A 17,663-nucleotide genomic window follows, 5' to 3' on the forward strand; every position below is an offset into this window, starting at 1 on the left:
ATTTAACTCAAAGGAGAGTAAAAAATGTCAATTATTACTGATGTTTACGCTCGCGAAGTCCTAGACTCACGCGGTAACCCAACACTTGAAGTAGAAGTTTATACTGAATCAGGTGCTTTCGGACGTGGTATGGTTCCATCAGGAGCTTCTACTGGTGAACACGAAGCAGTTGAACTTCGCGACGGTGACAAATCTCGTTACGGTGGTCTTGGTACACAAAAAGCTGTTGACAACGTAAACAACATCATTGCTGAAGCAATTATCGGCTACGATGTACGTGACCAACAAGCTATCGACCGTGCTATGATCGCTCTTGACGGTACTCCTAACAAAGGTAAATTGGGTGCAAACGCAATCCTTGGTGTGTCTATCGCTGTAGCTCGTGCTGCTGCTGACTACCTTGAAATCCCACTTTACAGCTACCTTGGTGGATTCAACACTAAAGTTCTTCCAACTCCAATGATGAACATCATCAACGGTGGTTCTCACTCAGACGCTCCAATCGCTTTCCAAGAATTCATGATCGTACCTGCTGGTGCTCCTACATTCAAAGAAGCTCTTCGTTGGGGTGCTGAAATCTTCCACGCTCTTAAGAAAATCCTTAAATCTCGTGGTCTTGAAACAGCCGTAGGTGACGAAGGTGGATTCGCTCCTCGTTTCGAAGGAACTGAAGACGGTGTTGAAACTATCCTTGCTGCTATCGAAGCTGCTGGTTATGTTCCAGGTAAAGATGTATTTATCGGATTTGACTGTGCATCATCAGAATTCTACGATAAAGAACGTCAAGTATACGACTACACTAAATTCGAAGGTGAAGGAGCTGCTGTACGTACTGCTGCAGAACAAATCGACTACCTTGAAGAATTGGTAAACAAATACCCAATCATCACTATCGAAGATGGTATGGATGAAAATGACTGGGACGGATGGAAAGCTCTTACTGAACGTCTTGGTGGTAAAGTTCAATTGGTTGGTGACGACTTCTTCGTAACAAACACTTCTTACCTTGAAAAAGGTATCGAAGAAGGTGCTGCTAACTCAATCCTTATCAAAGTTAACCAAATCGGTACTCTTACTGAAACATTCGATGCTATCGAAATGGCTAAAGAAGCTGGTTACACTGCCGTTGTATCACACCGTTCAGGTGAAACTGAAGATTCAACAATCGCTGACATCGCAGTTGCAACAAACGCAGGTCAAATCAAGACTGGTTCACTTTCACGTACTGACCGTATCGCTAAATACAACCAATTGCTTCGTATCGAAGACCAACTTGGTGAAGTAGCTGAATACCGTGGATTGAAATCATTCTACAACTTGAAAAAATAAAATAGTTCAGTGAACTAACTAATGAAAGCCCTTGGATTTTTCCAAGGGCTTTTGTATATTATAAGACAAGGTCAAAGAAATTCAGTCTAGTTTTCGGATTCTAAAGGTGAAAAAAGAGATTTTTAAACGTATTTTTGGTATAATAATACCCAGGAAAACTAGAGAAAAAGGAGGTTGAGATGCAAAAGTATTTATCGGTAACAACATTGACCAAGTACCTGAAAATGAAATTTGATAAAGACCCATACTTGGAGCGGGTCTATTTAACTGGTCAGGTTTCTAATTTCCGAAAGCGTCCAACTCACCAATATTTTTCTCTCAAGGATGATCGTGCTGTTATACAAGCAACCGTTTGGTCAGGTATTTATCAGAAACTAGGTTTTGACCTTGAAGAAGGTATGAAGATCAATGTTGTTGGTCGTGTCCAAATTTATGAACCAAGCGGAAGCTATTCGATTATCATTGAAAAGGCAGAACCAGATGGTGTCGGTACACTTGCTATTCAGTTCGAACAATTAAAAAAGAAATTATCCGAAGAGGGTCTTTTCCAAGATCGCTTTAAACAAGCAATACCTCAGTTTTCAAAGCGTATCGGCGTGGTGACCAGTCCTAGTGGAGCTGTTATCCAGGATATCATTACAACCGTAAGCAGACGCTTTCCTGGTGTGGAAATTGTTTTATATCCTACAAAAGTTCAGGGTGAAGGGGCAGCAGAGGAGATTGCTCGTAATATTGCTAGAGCTAATGAAAGAGAGGACTTAGATGTTCTCATTATTGGTCGTGGTGGTGGTTCAATTGAGGATCTTTGGGCTTTTAACGAAGAAATAGTTGTTCGTGCTATTTTTGAATCACGGCTCCCCATCATTTCAAGTGTGGGCCACGAAACAGATGTAACCTTAGCTGATTTTGTAGCAGATAGGAGAGCGGCTACACCGACGGCTGCCGCAGAACTCGCAACTCCTGTTACCAAGTTAGATCTTCTGACTTATCTTCAGAATCAAGAAAAACGAATGGCTACAGCAGTACAAAATACCCTGTCTAAGAAAAAGAAAGCTTTACAGGTTCTATGTCAGTCTGTTATTTTTAGGCAACCTGAACGTCTGTACGATGGTTACTTACAGCGATTGGATCAATTGCAACTTCGTCTCAAACAAAGTGTAAGTTCAAATCTTATTAGCCAAAAACAAAGAGTCTTAGAACAAGTTCATCATTTAGAACAATTATCGCCTATCAATAAGATTCATCGTTACCAGGACCGTCTACTACAATTAAAAAAGTTACTTCGTAGTCAGATGGCTGTTACATACGATGCCAAGGTTGCTGAGGTGAAACGTTTGTCAGAAGCGCTAGTGATGCTAGATACTAGCCGAATCGTGGCAAGAGGTTATGCCATTGTTAAAAAAGAAGATGCTGTGGTATCTTCAGCAAAAGATTTGAAAGCAAATGACCAAGTTATGCTGCTAATGCGAGATGGTCAGGTAGAATTAGAGGTTAAAGATGTCAAAACAAAAGAAATTTGAGGAAAATTTAGCAGAACTTGAAACCATTGTACAGAGTTTAGAAAATGGTGAAATTGCACTAGAAGATGCCATTGCTGCTTTTCAAAAGGGAATGATTTTATCAAAAGAATTGCAAGCTACACTTGATAAGGCTGAAAAGACCTTGGTTAAAGTCATGCAAGAAGATGGAACAGAAAGCGAACTCCTATGAACAAGCAGGAAAAATTAGCTTTGGTCGAGTCAGCTCTTGAAGAGTTTTATGGTGACCAGCAATTTGCATCAAGCTTAAGAGAAGCAGTTCTTTATTCCATACATGCTGGAGGTAAAAGGATTCGCCCCTATCTACTTCTAGAAGTTTTGGAATCCTTGCAGGTGTCTATCATACCAGCTCATGCTCAGGTTGCAGCGGCGCTTGAGATGATTCACACCGGAAGTTTGATCCATGATGATCTTCCTGCTATGGATAATGATGATTTTAGACGGGGACGTTTGACCAATCATAAAGTGTATGGAGAAGCCCTAGCTATTTTAGCAGGAGATGCGCTTTTTCTAGATCCCTATGCCTTGATAGCGCAAGCAGATTTGCCTAACCAAACTAAGGTAGATTTGATAGCAAACCTATCACTTGCTTCCGGAAGTATGGGGATGGTAGCCGGTCAAGTTTTAGATATGGAAGGTGAAGGCAAATACTTAAATTTAGAAGATCTTCAGACCATCCATGCTAACAAGACTGGAAAGCTCTTGGCTTTTCCATTTCAAGCAGCTGGAATCATTGCAGGATTGGATGAAAATCTTCAAAAAAAACTAGAAACAGTTGGAGAACTGATTGGGCTTGCTTTTCAAATTAGAGACGATATCCTTGATGTTACGGCTAGTTTTGAAGAAATCGGTAAAACACCTCAGAAAGATTTGCAAGCTGAGAAGTCGACCTATCCTGCTTTGTTAGGATTGGATGAGGCAAAAGTTTTTTGCAATCACACCTTAGATCAGGCGAATACAAAGCTAGAAGAGATTAGTCAATTAGTCGAGTTTGATAAAGAACCAATTGTAAAAATAGTAGAAAGTTTGAGAATTGATGGCTAAGGAAAGAGTAGATGTACTTGCCTACAAACAGGGATTATTTGAAACAAGAGAACAAGCTAAGCGCGGCGTAATGGCGGGTTTGGTTGTCGCTGTTCTAAACGGCGAGCGTTTCGATAAGCCAGGTGAAAAAATCCCAGATGATACAGAATTGAAACTCAAAGGTGAGAAGCTTAAGTATGTGAGCCGAGGAGGCTTAAAACTTGAAAAAGCCTTAGAGAGGTTTAAGATATCAGTTAAAGGCAAAACAACCATTGATATTGGAGCTTCAACAGGAGGCTTTACGGATGTTATGCTTCAAAATGGTGCAAAACTAGTTTATGCAGTTGATGTTGGAACTAATCAGCTTGCATGGAAACTACGTCAAGACTCACGTGTTGTGAGTATGGAGCAGTTTAATTTCCGTTATGCTGAAAAAAATGACTTTGAAGAAGAGCCAAGCTTTGCAAGTATCGACGTGAGTTTTATTTCACTGAGTCTCATTCTTCCGACTCTACATAGAGTTTTAGCTGATCATGGACAAGTTGTATCCCTCATCAAACCTCAGTTTGAAGCAGGTCGAGAACAAATTGGTAAAAATGGGATTATTAGAGATGCTAAGGTTCACAAAAATGTACTAGAAACCGTCACAGAAATGGCAGTTAAAGAAGGCTTTTCCGTTTTAGGATTGGATTTTTCTCCTATTCAAGGCGGACACGGGAATATTGAATTTCTTGCTTATTTACGTAAAGAAGAACAAGCAAGTAATCAGGCGCTTTCTGAAATCGAACAAATAGTAGAAAAAGCACATAGAGAGTTTAAAGATGAATAAAAAAGAAAGACTTGAAAAAATTAGAAGATTTGTAACTGACTATCAAATTGGAACACAGGAAGAAATCGTTGAACATTTGAGAGAAGCAGGAATCACTGCTACTCAAGCAACTGTTTCTCGAGATATCAAAGAACTAGGGATTGTAAAAATTCCTTTGAAAGATAATACTTATGTCTACGAATTACCAAAATCTGTAGTTAAAAGTCTACAGTTGGCTGAGAATAATATCGAAAGTTTTGAAAGAATGGGGAATCTCATCAATTTAGATATCATTCCTGGGAATACAATTTTTGTAAAAAGCCAATTAAATCAATCGTTTTCGGATAAGATTTTTAGCTGTTTAGCAGACGATAATTCAATTTTAATTGTCGCTCGAACTGAAGAAGCAGCATTAGAAATTGTTGAACAAGTTAAAAAGTGGTAGGACCTTATGTTACTTGAAATTTCAATTAAAAACTTTGCCATCATTGAGGCTATTTCACTTAATTTTGAGAAAGGGATGACAGTTCTGACTGGGGAAACTGGTGCTGGAAAGTCAATCATCATCGATGCTATGAATATGATGTTGGGAGCAAGAGCGACCACGGATGTCATTCGTCATGGCGCACCCAAGGCTGAAATCGAAGGCCTTTTCTCAATTGAAAATAGTCAGGCTCTTCAAGAGCTTTTTGATGAGCAAGGTCTCTTGTTAGGTGATGAAATCATCATCCGTCGTGAAATTTTACAAAACGGGCGAAGTGTTAGTCGAGTCAATGGACAGATGGTTAATCTTTCAGTTCTGCGCTCAATTGGACAACATTTAGTAGATATCCATGGTCAGCATGACCAAGAAGAGTTAATGCGACCACAATTACACATTCAGATGCTAGATGGGTTTGGTGATGCAGCGTTTCTTGAACTTAAACAAGCTTATCAGACTAACTTTGAAGATTATCGCAACATGCGTAAACAACTTCTTGAAGTTAAGAAAAACCAAGAAGAACACAAGACTCGAATTGAAATGTTGGAATTTCAAATGGCTGAGATTGAGTCTGCATCCTTAAAGCCAGGTGAAGACATCAAATTAAACCAAGAACGAGATAAACTTTTAAATCATAAACATATTGCTGATACGCTGACTAATGCTTATGCTATGTTAGACAATGAAGAATTTTCAAGTCTAGCTAACATACGTTCAGCTATGAATGATATGGAAAGTTTAGAAGACTATGATGCAGAGTACCGTGAAATCTCGACCTCTCTATCTGAATCTTATTACGTTTTAGAGGATGTCACTAAGCGTTTAGAGGATATTATCGAAGATTTAGATTTCGATGGCAATCGCTTGATGCAGATTGAAAGTCGTTTAGATCTTATTCATGCCATCACACGTAAGTATGGCGGAAATGTTGACGATGTTTTGCTGTATTTCGCTAAAATCACAGAAGAATACAATCTACTAACAGGTCATCATCTATCCTCAGATGATATGGAAGCAGAACTCAAAAAGTTGGAAGTAAGTCTTGTTGATTTGGCAAGCCAGCTTTCATCTGCTCGTCACATTCTAGCCAAACAGTTAGAGCTTGAGATTCAGCAAGAACTGAAAGACCTCTATATGGAGAAGGCCCAGTTTCAGGTTAAGTTTACAAATGCTAAATTTAGTCGTGAAGGTAATGAGACTGTTGAATTTTATATTTCAACCAACCCTGGTGAAGACTTTAAACCATTAGTTAAAGTAGCGTCTGGTGGTGAATTGTCTCGTCTCATGTTGGCTATCAAGTCTGCTTTTTCACGCAAGGTAGGCAAGACCAGCATTGTATTTGATGAAGTAGACACAGGAGTTTCAGGACGTGTGGCTCAAGCTATTGCGCAAAAGATTCATAAAATTGGTCAACATGGCCAAGTATTAGCGATCTCCCATCTACCACAAGTCATTGCAATCGCAGATTATCAGTTCTTTATTGAAAAAATTAGTGATGAGCATTCAACGGTATCGACTGTTCGTCTCTTAACTTTGGAAGAACGCGTAGAAGAAGTTGCCAAGATGTTGGCAGGGGAGAATGTGACAGATGCAGCTCTTACGCAAGCTAGAGAATTATTGCAAAGTAAGGAGAAATAAATGACAGATTATTATGTAATTGGAGATGTTCACGGAAAAGCAGGAATGCTTGAAGACCTTCTCAAAACATGGGATGGCAAAACCCAATTACTTTTTCTTGGTGATTTAATCGATAGAGGAGAAGATAGTCGTCGTGTTCTTGAGATGGTTAAGGATTTAGTTGAAAATCATGGAGCGATCTGTCTATCAGGAAACCACGAGTATATGTTTTTGACTTGGTTGGACAATCCCGAAGAAAGCTATGACCACTATCGTCGAAATGGTGGCGATACAACCATCAACTCTATCCTGGGTCGCCCCTTGGATGCACCTGTGGATGCAGTTGAAGACGCTAAACGTGTTGAGACGGAAGCAGCAGACTTGGTTGCTTTTATCCGCCAAATGCCTTTTGTCGTTGAGACAGACAAGTATATCTTTGTCCATGCTGGTATTGATTTGACCTTGGATGATTGGCATGAAACGACTGATTACAAGAAAGTCTGGCTCAGAAAACCATTCCACGAAGCTGAAAATCATACTGGGAAAACCATTATCTTTGGGCATACACCAGTTTATGGTTTGCTGAAGCAAGACCGAGGTACTGCTGATCTTTGGATTACAGAGGATGGCAAGATTGGCATGGACGGAGGAGCCGTTTACGGGGGTGTCCTTCATGGTATTGTCTTTACTGACCAAGGTATGACAGACCACTATTTCATCGAAAATGACGGCTTTGTTGCTGAAGATTAATACTCTCTACAGGGTATTATGGTCTTGTCAAAAACATAAAAACAATTTATAATTAATAGATACCCTGAAAGGAAGAGAATCTTGAATTTAGAAGAATTGAAAAAACGTCAGGAGAAGATCCGAAACTTTTCCATTATTGCTCATATTGACCATGGGAAATCAACATTGGCGGACCGTATTTTGGAGGCTACAGAGACGGTTTCTAGTCGTGAAATGCAGGCACAACTATTAGATAGTATGGACTTAGAACGTGAGCGTGGAATTACCATCAAGCTTAATGCTATTGAACTTAATTATACTGCTAAAGACGGTGAGACCTATATCTTCCACTTAATTGATACACCAGGACACGTTGACTTTACTTATGAGGTGTCACGTTCTCTTGCTGCCTGTGAGGGCGCGATTTTGGTCGTTGATGCTGCTCAAGGGATTGAGGCTCAAACACTTGCAAATGTATACCTGGCTTTGGACAATGATTTGGAAATCCTTCCAGTTATTAACAAGATTGACTTGCCTGCTGCAGATCCAGAGCGCGTGCGTACAGAAATTGAAGATGTCATTGGCTTGGATGCGAGTGAGGCTGTATTGGCTTCAGCAAAAGCTGGTATCGGTATCGAAGACATTTTGGAGCAAATTGTCGAAAAAGTTCCAGCACCAACTGGTGACGTATCAGCACCACTTAAGGCTTTGATTTTCGACTCAGTTTACGATGCTTACCGTGGGGTTATCCTCCAAGTTCGTGTCATGGATGGAGTCGTTAAGCCAGGCGATAAGATTCAGCTCATGAGCAATGGCAAAACCTTTGATGTTACAGAAGTTGGAATCTTCACACCTAAAGCAGTAGGACGTGACTTCCTAGCCACTGGTGACGTTGGTTATATTGCAGCCTCAATTAAGACTGTTCAAGATACCCGTGTGGGTGACACCGTAACTTTGGCGACAAATCCAGCAACTGAACCTCTTTCTGGATACAAACAAATGAATCCGATGGTCTTTGCAGGTCTTTATCCAATCGAGTCAAATAAGTACAATGACCTTCGTGAAGCTCTTGAAAAATTGCAGCTTAATGATGCTAGTCTTCAATTTGAACCAGAGACATCTCAGGCACTTGGTTTTGGTTTCCGTTGTGGATTCCTTGGACTTCTTCATATGGATGTTATCCAAGAGCGTTTAGAACGGGAGTTTAATATTGATTTGATTATGACTGCACCGTCCGTTATTTACAAGGTTAATCAGACTGATGGTGAGTCTATGGATGTATCGAATCCGTCCGAGTTTCCTGATCCTACTAAAATTGCAACAATAGAAGAACCGTATGTCAAAGCACAAATCATGGTACCACAGGAATTTGTAGGAGCGGTTATGGAACTTGCTCAGCGCAAACGTGGCGACTTCGTGACGATGGATTATATCGATGATAACCGTGTCAATGTGATCTATCAAATCCCACTTGCTGAAATTGTCTTTGATTTCTTTGACAAGCTCAAATCTTCAACACGTGGCTATGCAAGCTTTGACTATGAATTGTCAGAGTATCGTCCATCTAAGCTGGTTAAAATGGATATCCTTCTCAATGGAGATAAGGTCGATGCTCTCAGCTTTATCGTTCACAAGGACTTTGCATATGAACGTGGGAAACTCATCGTTGATAAACTCAAGAAAATCATTCCTCGTCAACAGTTCGAAGTACCTATTCAAGCTGCTATTGGACATAAGATTGTGGCACGTACAGATATCAAAGCCCTTCGTAAAAACGTCCTTGCCAAGTGTTATGGTGGTGATGTTTCCCGTAAACGTAAACTCCTTGAAAAACAAAAAGCTGGTAAGAAGCGAATGAAAGCTATCGGTTCTGTAGAAGTACCTCAGGAAGCCTTCCTCAGCGTCTTGAGTATGGATGAAGAATAGTTGATTTTTATGACTCAGCTTTCATAGAATACAGTTATCTTTTGCCACTTATCTTTTCTTTCATTAGAATAGAAGTGAAAGGAGAATGATTATGAAAAAAATCATCAGCTTATCTACACTTTTAGTGTGTTGCCTTTGCCTCGCTGCTTGTAATAGTTCAAAAACTAAAAAAGAAGTAGCTTCAGAAACAACAACAGTTCAAGAAAGTACCACAAAACAAGATACAACAACTATAGCAGAATCAACGATAAAAGATACACAGGTGATTGGGTCAGATGCCTATGGTTATGTAAAGGTTCCAAAATCTTGGATCCATTTTACAGAAGTTGAGGGTGGTGATGATATTCAGTACTGTGATGGTACCGACATCAATATTGTAACCTTAAACACCTTTAAGCCAGAGCATCTAGGCGTTAGTGAAAGTGAATATGCCGCTCTTGATGCTGTTCAAGTTTCTACTAGTGTCTATCAAACCAAACAACAAAGTAAGGATTTCTCTAAAGTTTGGGGATCCAAGTCAAAAATTGGTGGTTATGATGCCTATGTTGTTAACTGTATTGCTAAAAATGGGAAATATCTAGTTATCTGGATCTTTAAGTCAGATGACGGTAAGTTTAGATACGTTTCTCTAGAAGGAACACCTGAAGTATTGAAAGACATGCTTCCATTGATTGAACAAAGTTGGACTACAAAGAAAGATTAATAAACAAAAAACAGGGTTTGTATCCTGTTTTTTTATTTCCCTCTCCTTAAATCTATGTGCAATGAATTTTTGTTTGAATACAAACAAAAAAAATAAAAATCAAACAAAATACAACAAAAAATATTGACAACGGTTTCATATAGTGTTATACTTGTATCATAAAAGTTAGATATGAAAGGAGAAGGTCATGGGATTAGATCATTTCTTCAGCAAAGACTTAGTCTTTTGTCTAGAAGCGGATAATCAAGAGCAGCTATTTGATCAAGTTGCAACCCTATTAGAAGAAAAGAAAGTTGTTACGGATACCTATCGATCGGCATTGATTGAACGTGAAAAAATGTTCCCAACCGGTTTAGATATGGAATTTCTTGGGAAGGACTTGCCGAATGTAGCAATCCCTCACACAGACACAATTCATAATTTAACTGAAAACGTCGTTGTGGTTCGCTTAGCGAAACCAGTAACATTCCACAATATGATTGCTCCTGACAAGGAAGTAGAAGTATCATTACTCTTCTTTATCATCAATAATTCAAGTTCAAGTCAAACAAATATTCTTGCTCAATTGATGGACTTCTTTACAGGTGACGGTCATCTTGAAGCACTCTCTAAGATTACAGAGCCTGAAGCTTTGTTCCAGTATATCTCAGAAGCAACTGCTTAATTTGTTATTAACTATAAACTAAAAAATGGAGGAAATCCAAATGATTAAAATTCTTGCTGCATGTGGTGCAGGTGTTAACTCAAGCCACCAAATTAAAAGCGCTCTAGAAGAAGAGCTATCTAGCCGTGGATACGACGTACAGTGTGACGCAGTTATGGTTAAAGATGTCAACGAAGACTTGATTAAAGGTTATGATATCTTCACACCAATTGCTGCAACTGACTTAGGTTTTGACCCTGGTATCCCAGTAGTTGAAGCTGGACCTATCTTATTCCGTATTCCAGCGATGAGCGCTCCAGTTTATGACAATATTGAAGCAGCAATCAAAGAACACGGATTAAGTTAATTATTATTTTGTAATTTTCCATAAAAATAAAGGGAGGAAAAATTATGGATTTCATTATCAATCTGGCCAACGATATCTTTAAACCTATCTTGGCTATGGGTGGCCCAATCATCATGCTGATCATTTTGACAGTATTGGCCTTGCTTTTCGGAGTGAAATTCTCCAAAGCGCTTGAAGGTGGTATCAAACTTGCTATCGCCCTTACTGGTATCGGTGCGATCATCGGTATGTTGAACGGAGCTTTCTCAGCTTCTCTTGCAAAATTCGTTGAAAATACTGGTATTCAATTAAACATCACTGACGTTGGTTGGGCACCGCTTGCAACAATCACTTGGGGTTCTGCATGGACACTTTACTTCTTGCTCGTGATGTTGATTGTTAACATTGTGATGCTTGCAATGAAGAAAACTGACACACTTGATGTCGATATCTTTGATATCTGGCACTTGTCTATCACAGGTCTTTTGATTAAATGGTACGCTGACAACAATGGAGTTAGCCAAGGAGTTTCACTCTTTATCGCGACTGCAGCAGTTGTGCTTGTAGGGGTACTTAAAATCATCAACTCTGACTTGATGAAACCAACATTTGATGACCTTTTGAACGCACCAAGTTCATCACCAATGACTTCAACTCACATGAACTACATGATGAACCCAGTTATCATGGTTTTGGATAAGATTTTTGATAAGTTCTTCCCAGGTCTTGATAAATACGACTTTGACGCTGCTAAATTGAATAAGAGAATCGGTTTCTGGGGATCTAAATTCTTCATCGGTTTCATCCTTGGTATCGTTATCGGTTTGATGGGAACTCCACATCCAGTTGCTGGAGTTGAAGATGCATCTTCATGGGAACTTGTTATTAAAGGTTGGTTGTCACTTGGTTTGACTGCCGGTGTCTGCTTGGAGCTCTTCTCACTCATCGGTTCATGGTTCATCGCAGCCGTAGAACCACTTTCACAAGGTATTACAAACGTTGCTACTAAACGTCTTCAAGGACGTAAATTCAACATCGGTCTTGACTGGCCATTTATCGCTGGACGTGCTGAAATCTGGGCTTGTGCCAACGTACTTGCACCAATCATGTTGGTTGAAGCAGTGCTTCTTTCAAATGTCGGAAATGGTATCTTGCCACTTGCTGGTATCATCGCAATGGGTGTGACTCCAGCACTCTTGGTAGTTACTCGTGGTAAATTGCTCCGTATGATTATCTTCGGAACACTCTTGTTGCCACTCTTCCTTCTTTCAGGTACACTTATCGCACCATTTGCAACAGAACTTGCTAAAGGTGTAGGTGCCTTCCCAGAAGGTGTAAGCCAAACTCAATTGATTACTCATTCAACTCTTGAAGGACCAATCGAAAAACTATTTGGTTGGGCAATTGGTAACGCTACAACTGCTGATATCAAAGCTATCCTTGGCGCATTAGTATTCCTTGTATTCTACGTTGGTATCTTTGCATGGTACAGAAAACAAATGATCAAACGTAACGAAGAATACGCAGCAAACGCAAAATAATTTGCTCCTAAAAATGTAAATTGTAAAAACTAGGTTGTCAGTTTCCACTATGGAGCAGTCAGCCTAGTTTTTTTGAAAAATGGAGGTATAACCGTGATTGAATTAAAATCAGATGATTTACAAGTAGAGTTTCAGTCTCTAGGAGGAGCGCTATCTTCTATAAAAGATAAAGATGGTGTAGAATATTTGTGGCAGGGGGATCCAACTTATTGGAGTGGACAGGCACCTGTATTATTCCCAATTTGTGGGTCAGTTAGAAATGATACTGTCCTATATGACAATGAAGATGGTAGTCAAGTAAAAGGTAAAGTCCCTCGACATGGTTTAGTGAGAAAAAAAGAATTTGAATTAGTGAACCAAACAGAGGACTCTGTTACATTTGCTATTGAAGATGATGAAGAAATGTATGCAAATTACCCTTATCATTTTCGTTTAGAAATAACTTATACAGTGACAGGTAAAACCATACGTACAAAGTATGAGATCTATAATAAAGAAGCTGAAAAGAGTATGCCATACTTTATTGGTGGACATCCTGGTTTTAACTGCCCATTACTTGAAGATGAGGTGTATGAAGATTACTATCTTGAATTTGAAAAGCCAGAGACTTGTACAGTTCCAAAACCATTTCCAGAAACAGGAATGTTAGACTTTAAAGATAGGAGTTCTTGGTTAGAAAATCAAAAAGAAATAGATTTGAATTACGACCTCTTTAACTACGATGCTGTCACTTTAGACAACTTAGAATCTCGTTCTGTTTCCTTGAAGTCTCGGAAACATGATAAAGGTGTAAAACTACATTTTGAAGAGTTTCCAAATTTAATCGTATGGTCAACGCTTAATAAAGGTCCTTTCATCGCCTTGGAACCATGGTCAGGTTTGTCTACTTCGCTCGAAGAAAGAGATAGACTGGAAGATAAGAAAGGTGTTAAAGTTTTGAAACCTGGCCACATTGATCACCTTGGATTTGATATTGAGATTTTATAAAAAAATAAACAAAAACAAACATAAAATGTTGACTTTTCCAACTAATAGTAGTATATTATGTTTATAAAGAACAATTTGTGTTTATTTTAACAAATTTATTGTTTTAGTTTTTCTCTGAAGAAAACTCGTTAAGAATGAAAGATGTAATTTATTCTTAATTAAAATATTGTCAAAAAACTACTAGTAACTTTTTTGAATGGGTGTTTTTAACTGAAATCAAAAATGTATACTAGTCTATAATAAAAAAGGAGTATACAATATGTCTATTGTTATTGGTGCAGATGCTGCAGGTTTAAGATTGAAAGAAGTTGTAAAAGACTTCTTGGAAAAAGAAAACTTCCACGTTGTGGATGTTACAGCAGAAGGTCAAGACTTCGTTGATGTAACTCTCGCGGTTGCTGAAGAAGTCAAGAAAGAAGAACAAAACCTTGGTATTGTAATCGATGCTTATGGTGCAGGTCCATTTATGGTAGCAACTAAGATTAAAGGAATGGTTGCTGCCGAAGTTTCTGATGAACGTTCAGCTTACATGACTCGCGGTCACAACAACTCACGTATGATTACGATTGGAGCTCAACTTGTTGGGGACGAATTGGCTAAAAACATTGCTAAAGGCTTTGTAAATGGTAAGTATGACGGCGGTCGTCACCAAATTAGGGTCGACATGTTGAACAAAATGTGCTAATTTTGATATTGAATGAAAGGTAAGATAAAATGAGAATTGCAATCGGATGTGACCACATCGTAACAAATGAAAAAATGGCGGTTTCAGAATTTTTGAAATCAAAAGGACATGAAGTCATCGACTTTGGTACTTATGACCATGCTCGTACACACTACCCTATTTTTGGAAAAAAAGTTGGTGAAGCAGTAGTCAGCGGCCAAGCTGACCTTGGTGTATGTATTTGTGGTACAGGTGTAGGTATCAATAACGCAGTTAACAAAGTTCCAGGTGTTCGTTCAGCATTAGTTCGTGATATGACAACAGCTCTTTATGCTAAAGAACAATTGAATGCAAACGTAATTGGATTTGGTGGTAAAATCACTGGTGAATTGCTCATGTGTGATATCATTGAAGCGTTCATCAACGCTGAATACAAACCATCTGAAGAAAACAAAAAGTTGATCGCTAAAATCCAACACGTAGAAACTCATAACGATCATCAAATGGATGCCAACTTCTTTACAGAATTCCTTGAAAAATGGGATCGTGGTGAATACCACGACTAAGAGGTGACTTATGATTCTAACGGTCACTATGAACCCATCCATTGATATTTCATATCCTTTGGATGAGTTGAAAATTGACACTGTCAACCGTGTTGTAGATGTTACAAAAACGGCTGGTGGTAAAGGTTTAAATGTTACACGAGTTCTATCTGAATTTGGAGACTCAGTAGTTGCGACTGGACTTGTTGGTGGGAAACTTGGTGAATTTCTAGTAGAAAATATTGATGATAAAGTAAGTAAACGTTTCTTCTCGATCCAAGGAGAAACACGCAACTGTATCGCAATTCTACATGGAGAAAACCAAACAGAAATTCTTGAGAAAGGTCCTGAAGTTCAAGAAAAAGAAGGCCTAGATTTTCTTCATCATTTCAAAGAGCTTTTGGAAAGTATTGAAGTAGTTGCTATTTCAGGAAGCCTTCCAGCTGGACTTCCAGTTGATTACTATGCGAGTTTGGTTGAACTTGCTAATCAAGCAGGGAAACCTGTAGTATTGGACTGTTCAGGCGCTGCACTTCAGGCTGTTCTTGAATCTCCACATAAACCAACAGTTATCAAACCAAATAATGAAGAGTTGTCTCAACTTTTAGGAAGAGAAATTTCTAAAGACTTGGATGAGCTAAAAGAAGTTCTTCAAGAACCATTATTTGATGGAATCGAGTGGATTATCGTTTCATTAGGCGCTAATGGTGCCTTTGCAAAACACGGTGATACATTCTATAAAGTAGATATTCCAAGAATCCAAGTTGTAAACCCAGTTGGTTCGGGTGATTCTACTGTAGCAGGGATTTCTTCAGGTCTTTTTCATAAAGAATCAGATCAAGAACTCTTGACTAAGGCTAATGTCCTTGGTATGCTTAATGCTCAAGAAAAAATGACCGGTCATGTCAATATGGCCAACTATCAAGGTCTATACGACCAATTAATTGTAAAAGAGGTATAAAATGGTTTTAACAGAAAATAAACGCGCTTGCATGCAAAAACTCTCAGATGAGAATGGTATCATCTCAGCCCTTGCTTTTGACCAACGTGGTGCTTTGAAACGCCTCATGGCTCAATATCAAACAGAAGAGCCAACAGTAGCTCAAATGGAAGAATTGAAAGTATTGGTTGCAGATGAATTGACGAAATACGCTTCATCTATGCTTCTTGATCCTGAGTATGGACTTCCTGCTACTAAAGCTCTTGATCCAAATGCTGGTCTTCTTCTTGCTTATGAAAAGACTGGATACGACACTACAAGCACAAAACGTTTGCCTGACTGCTTGGATGTTTGGTCTGCAAAACGCATCAAAGAACAAGGTGCAGATGCTGTTAAGTTCTTGCTTTACTATGACGTAGATAGCTCTGACGAATTGAACCAACAAAAACAAGCTTACATCGAACGCATCGGTTCTGAGTGTGTGGCTGAAGACATTCCATTCTTCCTTGAAATCTTGGCTTACGATGAAAAGATTGCAGACGCAGGTTCTGCTGAATACGCTAAAGTAAAACCACACAAGGTTATTGGTGCGATGAAAGTCTTCTCAGACCCACGTTTCAACATTGATGTCTTGAAAGTGGAAGTTCCAGTTAACGTGAAATACGTTGAAGGATTTGGAGATGGTGAAATCGTTTATACACGTGAAGAAGCTGCAGCCTTCTTCAAAGCTCAAGACGAGGCTACTAACTTGCCATACATCTACTTGAGTGCAGGTGTATCAGCTAAGCTTTTCCAAGAAACTCTTGTATTTGCCCACGAATCAGGTGCAAACTTTAACGGTGTTCTTTGCGGACGCGCAACATGGGCTGGTTCAGTTGAAGCATACATCAAAGACGGTGAAGCAGCAGCTCGCGAATGGCTTCGTACAACTGGTTTCGAGAACATTGATGAACTCAACAAAGTTCTTAAAACAACAGCAACTTCATGGACTGAACGTGTGTAAACTCCACTTTAATATCATTACAAAAATAAAAAAAGTCTCACCATTGGTGAGACTTTTTAAGGTGTCGATTGAATAATATTTGTCTGTTTGGACAAGGCTTTTAGGGTTTCTTGACTCAGTTTTGAATCTGAAATAATCGTATCAATATCAGCAATGTTATAGAACGTGTAAAAATCAAACTTATCAAACTTACTATGGTCAGCTAAGAGAATTTTTTTGTTGGCATTTTTTAATGCTAGTTTTTGAACTTCGCCTTCATCTTCGCTAAAAGTAGCAATAGCTTGGTCTTTAATGCCATTACAACTAACAAAAGCTTTAGAAAATTGAAGACTATCAATATCCTGGAGCGTTAAGGTTCCGACAAAGGCTCCGGTGATTTCCCGATAATTTCCACCAATTAAAATTAAATCAGTCAATTTTCGTTCATTCAAAATAATGAAAACTGGAAGACTATTTGTTACGACTCTAATATTATCAATTGGAAGTTCGCGAGCAAAGAACTCGAGAGTAGTCCCAGGACCGATAAAGATGGTTTCTCTTTCTTCAACTAAATGGCCAGCAAAGCGAGCAATTTCTTGTTTTTCGGCGATTTGTAAACCTTGTTTTTCGATGTTAGAGCGTTCATTTGCCAAAAAAGAACCAGAACGAAGCTTTTCGGCACCTCCATGAACTCGAACAAGTAGATCCTTGTCAGCCAGTTCTTGTAGATAACGCCGAGCAGTCATATCTGAGATATCTAAACGATTCATTATCTCTTTAACAGTGATTGTACCTTTGGTATTTACAATCTCTAAAATCATATCAAGTTTTTCTTGTTTTAGCATTGAATCACCCCCATAT

General features: G+C 39.0%; 19 protein-coding genes. 18 read left to right on the forward strand and 1 reads right to left on the reverse strand.

Annotated features, from left to right (window positions below; all coding sequences use genetic code 11):
• The first annotated feature begins 24 nt into the window (after positions 1-24).
• The 18 genes from eno to lacD all read left to right on the forward strand — a co-directional run bounded on the left by eno (position 25) and on the right by lacD (position 16,823).
• On the forward strand, positions 25-1,329 hold the full coding sequence (eno, locus tag NGI26_RS03400) for a surface-displayed alpha-enolase (RefSeq protein ID WP_251935956.1): 1,305 nt from the start codon (positions 25-27) through the stop codon (positions 1,327-1,329).
• Between the two features lie 179 nt (positions 1,330-1,508).
• On the forward strand, positions 1,509-2,849 hold the full coding sequence (xseA, locus tag NGI26_RS03405; RefSeq protein ID WP_251935958.1) for an exodeoxyribonuclease VII large subunit: 1,341 nt from the start codon (positions 1,509-1,511) through the stop codon (positions 2,847-2,849).
• Positions 2,827-3,039, forward strand: a complete 213-nt coding sequence (locus tag NGI26_RS03410) for an exodeoxyribonuclease VII small subunit (RefSeq protein ID WP_075567625.1) — start codon at positions 2,827-2,829, stop codon at positions 3,037-3,039. The genes xseA and NGI26_RS03410 overlap by 23 nt, the downstream gene beginning before the upstream one ends.
• Positions 3,036-3,911, forward strand: a complete 876-nt coding sequence (locus NGI26_RS03415; RefSeq protein WP_251935960.1) for a polyprenyl synthetase family protein — start codon at positions 3,036-3,038, stop codon at positions 3,909-3,911. The genes NGI26_RS03410 and NGI26_RS03415 overlap by 4 nt, the downstream gene beginning before the upstream one ends.
• Complete coding sequence (locus NGI26_RS03420; protein WP_251935962.1) at positions 3,904-4,719, forward strand: TlyA family RNA methyltransferase; 816 nt, start codon at positions 3,904-3,906, stop codon at positions 4,717-4,719. The genes NGI26_RS03415 and NGI26_RS03420 overlap by 8 nt, the downstream gene beginning before the upstream one ends.
• Complete coding sequence (locus NGI26_RS03425) at positions 4,712-5,143, forward strand: arginine repressor (protein WP_251935964.1); 432 nt, start codon at positions 4,712-4,714, stop codon at positions 5,141-5,143. The genes NGI26_RS03420 and NGI26_RS03425 overlap by 8 nt, the downstream gene beginning before the upstream one ends.
• Before the next feature lie 6 nt (positions 5,144-5,149).
• A complete protein-coding gene (recN, locus tag NGI26_RS03430; RefSeq protein ID WP_251935966.1) occupies positions 5,150-6,817 on the forward strand; it encodes a DNA repair protein RecN in 1,668 nt (555 codons plus the stop codon).
• Entirely contained in the window at positions 6,818-7,546 is a 729-nt protein-coding gene (locus NGI26_RS03435; protein WP_251935968.1) for a metallophosphoesterase family protein, read from the forward strand.
• A gap of 81 nt (positions 7,547-7,627) precedes the next feature.
• Entirely contained in the window at positions 7,628-9,451 is a 1,824-nt protein-coding gene (gene lepA, locus NGI26_RS03440) for a translation elongation factor 4 (RefSeq protein WP_251935971.1), read from the forward strand.
• A gap of 91 nt (positions 9,452-9,542) precedes the next feature.
• Positions 9,543-10,154, forward strand: a complete 612-nt coding sequence (locus tag NGI26_RS03445) for a hypothetical protein (RefSeq protein ID WP_251935981.1) — start codon at positions 9,543-9,545, stop codon at positions 10,152-10,154.
• Positions 10,155-10,341: 187 nt separating this feature from the next.
• Positions 10,342-10,818 carry a PTS sugar transporter subunit IIA gene (locus NGI26_RS03450; RefSeq protein WP_251935983.1) on the forward strand — a complete coding sequence of 159 codons (477 nt, stop codon included), beginning with the start codon at positions 10,342-10,344 and terminating at the stop codon, positions 10,816-10,818.
• Between the two features lie 40 nt (positions 10,819-10,858).
• The gene (locus NGI26_RS03455) at positions 10,859-11,164 is read left to right on the forward strand and encodes a PTS sugar transporter subunit IIB (protein ID WP_006151856.1); all 306 of its coding nucleotides are present in this window, start codon (positions 10,859-10,861) and stop codon (positions 11,162-11,164) included.
• A gap of 44 nt (positions 11,165-11,208) precedes the next feature.
• Positions 11,209-12,684, forward strand: coding sequence for a PTS galactitol transporter subunit IIC (locus NGI26_RS03460; protein ID WP_251935986.1), 1,476 nt, complete (start codon positions 11,209-11,211; stop codon positions 12,682-12,684).
• Positions 12,685-12,777: 93 nt separating this feature from the next.
• Entirely contained in the window at positions 12,778-13,671 is an 894-nt protein-coding gene (locus NGI26_RS03465; protein WP_251935995.1) for an aldose 1-epimerase family protein, read from the forward strand.
• Positions 13,672-13,930: 259 nt separating this feature from the next.
• Positions 13,931-14,356: a galactose-6-phosphate isomerase subunit LacA gene (lacA, locus tag NGI26_RS03470; RefSeq protein WP_251935998.1), complete on the forward strand. Its 426-nt coding sequence runs from the start codon at positions 13,931-13,933 to the stop codon at positions 14,354-14,356.
• 29 nt (positions 14,357-14,385) lie between these two features.
• Positions 14,386-14,901: a galactose-6-phosphate isomerase subunit LacB gene (gene lacB / locus NGI26_RS03475; RefSeq protein WP_251936007.1), complete on the forward strand. Its 516-nt coding sequence runs from the start codon at positions 14,386-14,388 to the stop codon at positions 14,899-14,901.
• 10 nt (positions 14,902-14,911) lie between these two features.
• Complete coding sequence (locus tag NGI26_RS03480) at positions 14,912-15,841, forward strand: tagatose-6-phosphate kinase (protein ID WP_251936010.1); 930 nt, start codon at positions 14,912-14,914, stop codon at positions 15,839-15,841.
• Between the two features lies 1 nt (position 15,842).
• The gene (lacD, locus tag NGI26_RS03485; RefSeq protein WP_251936012.1) at positions 15,843-16,823 is read left to right on the forward strand and encodes a tagatose-bisphosphate aldolase; all 981 of its coding nucleotides are present in this window, start codon (positions 15,843-15,845) and stop codon (positions 16,821-16,823) included.
• Positions 16,824-16,879: 56 nt separating this feature from the next.
• Here the strand turns inward: lacD and NGI26_RS03490 are convergent, their stop codons facing one another.
• Entirely contained in the window at positions 16,880-17,647 is a 768-nt protein-coding gene (locus tag NGI26_RS03490; protein WP_251936014.1) for a DeoR/GlpR family DNA-binding transcription regulator, read from the reverse strand.
• Positions 17,648-17,663: the final 16 nt, after the last annotated feature.

The organism is Streptococcus sp. Marseille-Q0941 (assembly GCF_943736975.1).
Taxonomy (GTDB): Bacteria; Bacillota; Bacilli; order Lactobacillales; family Streptococcaceae; genus Streptococcus.

Excerpts from the sequence above, each read along its gene's own strand:
- eno (WP_251935956.1), top strand. The coding sequence starts at position 25 with ATGTCAATTATTACTGATGTTTACGCTCGCGAAGTCCTAGACTCACGC.
- xseA (WP_251935958.1), top strand. The coding sequence starts at position 1,509 with ATGCAAAAGTATTTATCGGTAACAACATTGACCAAGTACCTGAAAATG.
- NGI26_RS03410 (WP_075567625.1), top strand. The coding sequence starts at position 2,827 with ATGTCAAAACAAAAGAAATTTGAGGAAAATTTAGCAGAACTTGAAACC.
- NGI26_RS03415 (WP_251935960.1), top strand. The coding sequence starts at position 3,036 with ATGAACAAGCAGGAAAAATTAGCTTTGGTCGAGTCAGCTCTTGAAGAG.
- NGI26_RS03420 (WP_251935962.1), top strand. The coding sequence starts at position 3,904 with ATGGCTAAGGAAAGAGTAGATGTACTTGCCTACAAACAGGGATTATTT.
- NGI26_RS03425 (WP_251935964.1), top strand. The coding sequence starts at position 4,712 with ATGAATAAAAAAGAAAGACTTGAAAAAATTAGAAGATTTGTAACTGAC.
- recN (WP_251935966.1), top strand. The coding sequence starts at position 5,150 with ATGTTACTTGAAATTTCAATTAAAAACTTTGCCATCATTGAGGCTATT.
- NGI26_RS03435 (WP_251935968.1), top strand. The coding sequence starts at position 6,818 with ATGACAGATTATTATGTAATTGGAGATGTTCACGGAAAAGCAGGAATG.
- NGI26_RS03445 (WP_251935981.1), top strand. The coding sequence starts at position 9,543 with ATGAAAAAAATCATCAGCTTATCTACACTTTTAGTGTGTTGCCTTTGC.
- NGI26_RS03450 (WP_251935983.1), top strand. The coding sequence starts at position 10,342 with ATGGGATTAGATCATTTCTTCAGCAAAGACTTAGTCTTTTGTCTAGAA.
- NGI26_RS03455 (WP_006151856.1), top strand. The coding sequence starts at position 10,859 with ATGATTAAAATTCTTGCTGCATGTGGTGCAGGTGTTAACTCAAGCCAC.
- NGI26_RS03460 (WP_251935986.1), top strand. The coding sequence starts at position 11,209 with ATGGATTTCATTATCAATCTGGCCAACGATATCTTTAAACCTATCTTG.
- lacA (WP_251935998.1), top strand. The coding sequence starts at position 13,931 with ATGTCTATTGTTATTGGTGCAGATGCTGCAGGTTTAAGATTGAAAGAA.
- lacB (WP_251936007.1), top strand. The coding sequence starts at position 14,386 with ATGAGAATTGCAATCGGATGTGACCACATCGTAACAAATGAAAAAATG.
- NGI26_RS03480 (WP_251936010.1), top strand. The coding sequence starts at position 14,912 with ATGATTCTAACGGTCACTATGAACCCATCCATTGATATTTCATATCCT.
- lacD (WP_251936012.1), top strand. The coding sequence starts at position 15,843 with ATGGTTTTAACAGAAAATAAACGCGCTTGCATGCAAAAACTCTCAGAT.
- NGI26_RS03490 (WP_251936014.1), bottom strand. The coding sequence starts at position 17,647 with ATGCTAAAACAAGAAAAACTTGATATGATTTTAGAGATTGTAAATACC.